The 5,474-nt window shown below is 51.3% G+C and carries 2 tRNA genes and 3 rRNA genes; all 5 read left to right on the forward strand.

Annotation, left to right across the window (positions count from 1 at the left end):
• Positions 1–256 precede the first annotated feature (256 nt).
• The 5 genes from ACW9IN_RS29940 to rrf all read left to right on the forward strand — a co-directional run bounded on the left by ACW9IN_RS29940 (position 257) and on the right by rrf (position 5,465).
• Positions 257–1,793, forward strand: a 16S ribosomal RNA gene (locus tag ACW9IN_RS29940).
• An 83-nt stretch (positions 1,794–1,876) separates the two neighbouring features.
• A tRNA-Ile gene (locus ACW9IN_RS29945) sits at positions 1,877–1,953 on the forward strand.
• 30 nt (positions 1,954–1,983) lie between these two features.
• Positions 1,984–2,059 (forward strand) — tRNA-Ala (locus tag ACW9IN_RS29950).
• 246 nt (positions 2,060–2,305) lie between these two features.
• A 23S ribosomal RNA gene (locus ACW9IN_RS29955) occupies positions 2,306–5,197 on the forward strand.
• Between the two features lie 152 nt (positions 5,198–5,349).
• Positions 5,350–5,465: ribosomal RNA gene (rrf, locus tag ACW9IN_RS29960) — 5S ribosomal RNA — on the forward strand.
• The 16S, 23S and 5S rRNA genes sit together here with 2 tRNA genes alongside, the layout of an rRNA operon.
• Positions 5,466–5,474 lie beyond the last annotated feature (9 nt).

Raw genomic sequence — 5,474 nt, forward strand, 5'->3', positions numbered from 1 at the left:
GAAATCTTCGAAAACTTCTGAAAATAATCACTTGACAGCAAATGAGGCTGCTGTAGAATGCGCGCCTCGGTTGAGACGAAAGCTCTTAACCAACCGCTCTTTAACAACTGAATCAAGCAATTCGTGTGGGTGCTTGTGGAGTCAGACTGATAGTCAACAAGATTATCAGCATCACAAGTTACTCCGCGAGAAATCAAAGATGTAACCAACGATTGCTGAGCCAAGTTTAGGGTTTCTTAAAAACCCAAAGATGTTTGAACTGAAGAGTTTGATCATGGCTCAGATTGAACGCTGGCGGCAGGCCTAACACATGCAAGTCGAGCGGTAGAGAGAAGCTTGCTTCTCTTGAGAGCGGCGGACGGGTGAGTAATGCCTAGGAATCTGCCTGGTAGTGGGGGATAACGTCCGGAAACGGACGCTAATACCGCATACGTCCTACGGGAGAAAGCAGGGGACCTTCGGGCCTTGCGCTATCAGATGAGCCTAGGTCGGATTAGCTAGTTGGTGGGGTAAAGGCTCACCAAGGCGACGATCCGTAACTGGTCTGAGAGGATGATCAGTCACACTGGAACTGAGACACGGTCCAGACTCCTACGGGAGGCAGCAGTGGGGAATATTGGACAATGGGCGAAAGCCTGATCCAGCCATGCCGCGTGTGTGAAGAAGGTCTTCGGATTGTAAAGCACTTTAAGTTGGGAGGAAGGGTTGTAGATTAATACTCTGCAATTTTGACGTTACCGACAGAATAAGCACCGGCTAACTCTGTGCCAGCAGCCGCGGTAATACAGAGGGTGCAAGCGTTAATCGGAATTACTGGGCGTAAAGCGCGCGTAGGTGGTTTGTTAAGTTGGATGTGAAATCCCCGGGCTCAACCTGGGAACTGCATTCAAAACTGACTGACTAGAGTATGGTAGAGGGTGGTGGAATTTCCTGTGTAGCGGTGAAATGCGTAGATATAGGAAGGAACACCAGTGGCGAAGGCGACCACCTGGACTGATACTGACACTGAGGTGCGAAAGCGTGGGGAGCAAACAGGATTAGATACCCTGGTAGTCCACGCCGTAAACGATGTCAACTAGCCGTTGGGGACCTTGAGTCTTTAGTGGCGCAGCTAACGCATTAAGTTGACCGCCTGGGGAGTACGGCCGCAAGGTTAAAACTCAAATGAATTGACGGGGGCCCGCACAAGCGGTGGAGCATGTGGTTTAATTCGAAGCAACGCGAAGAACCTTACCAGGCCTTGACATCCAATGAACTTTCCAGAGATGGATTGGTGCCTTCGGGAACATTGAGACAGGTGCTGCATGGCTGTCGTCAGCTCGTGTCGTGAGATGTTGGGTTAAGTCCCGTAACGAGCGCAACCCTTGTCCTTAGTTACCAGCACGTTATGGTGGGCACTCTAAGGAGACTGCCGGTGACAAACCGGAGGAAGGTGGGGATGACGTCAAGTCATCATGGCCCTTACGGCCTGGGCTACACACGTGCTACAATGGTCGGTACAAAGGGTTGCCAAGCCGCGAGGTGGAGCTAATCCCATAAAACCGATCGTAGTCCGGATCGCAGTCTGCAACTCGACTGCGTGAAGTCGGAATCGCTAGTAATCGCGAATCAGAATGTCGCGGTGAATACGTTCCCGGGCCTTGTACACACCGCCCGTCACACCATGGGAGTGGGTTGCACCAGAAGTAGCTAGTCTAACCTTCGGGGGGACGGTTACCACGGTGTGATTCATGACTGGGGTGAAGTCGTAACAAGGTAGCCGTAGGGGAACCTGCGGCTGGATCACCTCCTTAATCGACGACATCAGCTGCTCCATAAGCTCCCACACGAATTGCTTGATTCATTGAAGAAGACGATAAAGAAGCAGCCCGAAATTGGGTCTGTAGCTCAGTTGGTTAGAGCGCACCCCTGATAAGGGTGAGGTCGGCAGTTCGAATCTGCCCAGACCCACCAATTTTGTGTGGGAAACGCCTGTAGAAATACGGGGCCATAGCTCAGCTGGGAGAGCGCCTGCCTTGCACGCAGGAGGTCAGCGGTTCGATCCCGCTTGGCTCCACCACTACTGCTTCTAGCGTTTAAAGCTTAGAAATGAGCATTCCATCGCTGCGATGGTGAATGTTGATTTCTAGTCTTTGATTAGATCGTTCTTTAAAAATTTGGGTATGTGATAGAAAGATAGACTGAACGTTACTTTCACTGGTAACGGATCAGGCTAAGGTAAAATTTGTGAGTTCTCTTAGTTGAGAAATTCGAATTTTCGGCGAATGTCGTCTTCACAGTATAACCAGATTGCTTGGGGTTATATGGTCAAGTGAAGAAGCGCATACGGTGGATGCCTTGGCAGTCAGAGGCGACGAAAGACGTGGTAGCCTGCGAAAAGCTTCGGGGAGTCGGCAAACAGACTTTGATCCGGAGATGTCTGAATGGGGGAACCCAGCCATCATAAGATGGTTATCTTGTACTGAATACATAGGTACAAGAGGCGAACCAGGGGAACTGAAACATCTAAGTACCCTGAGGAAAAGAAATCAACCGAGATTCCCTTAGTAGTGGCGAGCGAACGGGGACTAGCCCTTAAGTGGCTTTGAGATTAGCGGAACGCTCTGGAAAGTGCGGCCATAGTGGGTGATAGCCCTGTACGCGAAAGTCTCTTAGTCATGAAATCGAGTAGGACGGAGCACGAGAAACTTTGTCTGAATATGGGGGGACCATCCTCCAAGGCTAAATACTACTGACTGACCGATAGTGAACTAGTACCGTGAGGGAAAGGCGAAAAGAACCCCGGAGAGGGGAGTGAAATAGATCCTGAAACCGTATGCGTACAAGCAGTGGGAGCAGACTTCGTTCTGTGACTGCGTACCTTTTGTATAATGGGTCAGCGACTTATATTCAGTGGCGAGCTTAACCGAATAGGGGAGGCGTAGCGAAAGCGAGTCTTAATAGGGCGTTTAGTCGCTGGGTATAGACCCGAAACCGGGCGATCTATCCATGGGCAGGTTGAAGGTTAGGTAACACTGACTGGAGGACCGAACCGACTACCGTTGAAAAGTTAGCGGATGACCTGTGGATCGGAGTGAAAGGCTAATCAAGCTCGGAGATAGCTGGTTCTCCTCGAAAGCTATTTAGGTAGCGCCTCATGTATCACTGTAGGGGGTAGAGCACTGTTTCGGCTAGGGGGTCATCCCGACTTACCAAACCGATGCAAACTCCGAATACCTACAAGTGCCGAGCATGGGAGACACACGGCGGGTGCTAACGTCCGTCGTGAAAAGGGAAACAACCCAGACCGTCAGCTAAGGTCCCAAAGTTATGGTTAAGTGGGAAACGATGTGGGAAGGCTTAGACAGCTAGGAGGTTGGCTTAGAAGCAGCCACCCTTTAAAGAAAGCGTAATAGCTCACTAGTCGAGTCGGCCTGCGCGGAAGATGTAACGGGGCTCAAACCATACACCGAAGCTACGGGTATCACGTAAGTGATGCGGTAGAGGAGCGTTCTGTAAGCCTGTGAAGGTGAGTTGAGAAGCTTGCTGGAGGTATCAGAAGTGCGAATGCTGACATGAGTAACGACAATGGGTGTGAAAAACACCCACGCCGAAAGACCAAGGTTTCCTGCGCAACGTTAATCGACGCAGGGTTAGTCGGTCCCTAAGGCGAGGCTGAAAAGCGTAGTCGATGGAAAACAGGTTAATATTCCTGTACTTCTGGTTATTGCGATGGAGGGACGGAGAAGGCTAGGCCAGCTTGGCGTTGGTTGTCCAAGTTTAAGGTGGTAGGCTGAAATCTTAGGTAAATCCGGGGTTTCAAGGCCGAGAGCTGATGACGAGCTAACTTTTAGTTAGCGAAGTGGTTGATGCCATGCTTCCAAGAAAAGCTTCTAAGCTTCAGATAACCAGGAACCGTACCCCAAACCGACACAGGTGGTTGGGTAGAGAATACCAAGGCGCTTGAGAGAACTCGGGTGAAGGAACTAGGCAAAATGGCACCGTAACTTCGGGAGAAGGTGCGCCGGTGAGGGTGAAGGACTTGCTCCGTAAGCCCATGCCGGTCGAAGATACCAGGCCGCTGCGACTGTTTATTAAAAACACAGCACTCTGCAAACACGAAAGTGGACGTATAGGGTGTGACGCCTGCCCGGTGCCGGAAGGTTAATTGATGGGGTTAGCTAACGCGAAGCTCTTGATCGAAGCCCCGGTAAACGGCGGCCGTAACTATAACGGTCCTAAGGTAGCGAAATTCCTTGTCGGGTAAGTTCCGACCTGCACGAATGGCGTAACGATGGCGGCGCTGTCTCCACCCGAGACTCAGTGAAATTGAAATCGCTGTGAAGATGCAGTGTATCCGCGGCTAGACGGAAAGACCCCGTGAACCTTTACTATAGCTTTGCACTGGACTTTGAATTTGCTTGTGTAGGATAGGTGGGAGGCTTTGAAGCGTGGACGCCAGTCTGCGTGGAGCCATCCTTGAAATACCACCCTGGCAACTTTGAGGTTCTAACTCAGGTCCGTTATCCGGATCGAGGACAGTGTATGGTGGGTAGTTTGACTGGGGCGGTCTCCTCCTAAAGAGTAACGGAGGAGTACGAAGGTGCGCTCAGACCGGTCGGAAATCGGTCGTAGAGTATAAAGGCAAAAGCGCGCTTGACTGCGAGACAGACACGTCGAGCAGGTACGAAAGTAGGTCTTAGTGATCCGGTGGTTCTGTATGGAAGGGCCATCGCTCAACGGATAAAAGGTACTCCGGGGATAACAGGCTGATACCGCCCAAGAGTTCATATCGACGGCGGTGTTTGGCACCTCGATGTCGGCTCATCACATCCTGGGGCTGAAGCCGGTCCCAAGGGTATGGCTGTTCGCCATTTAAAGTGGTACGCGAGCTGGGTTTAGAACGTCGTGAGACAGTTCGGTCCCTATCTGCCGTGGACGTTTGAGATTTGAGAGGGGCTGCTCCTAGTACGAGAGGACCGGAGTGGACGAACCTCTGGTGTTCCGGTTGTCACGCCAGTGGCATTGCCGGGTAGCTATGTTCGGAATAGATAACCGCTGAAAGCATCTAAGCGGGAAACTAGCCTCAAGATGAGATCTCACTGGAACCTTGAGTTCCCTGAAGGGCCGTCGAAGACTACGACGTTGATAGGTCGGGTGTGTAAGCGCTGTGAGGCGTTGAGCTAACCGATACTAATTGCCCGTGAGGCTTGACCATATAACACCCAAGCAATTTGAGCTTAGAAAGCCAGATTGCGGTGTGTGAAGACGCAATGAACCGAAAGTTCGATGCTCACAAGACACCGACAGCTGTCACATACCCAATTTGCTGAAGCGAGGCCAACCGGCCACGAGTCAGTACCCGAATTTCTTGACGACCATAGAGCATTGGAACCACCTGATCCCATCCCGAACTCAGTAGTGAAACGATGCATCGCCGATGGTAGTGTGGGGTTTCCCCATGTGAGAGTAGGTCATCGTCAAGATTAAATTCC

The organism is Pseudomonas sp. SDO5271_S396, assembly GCF_054071795.1.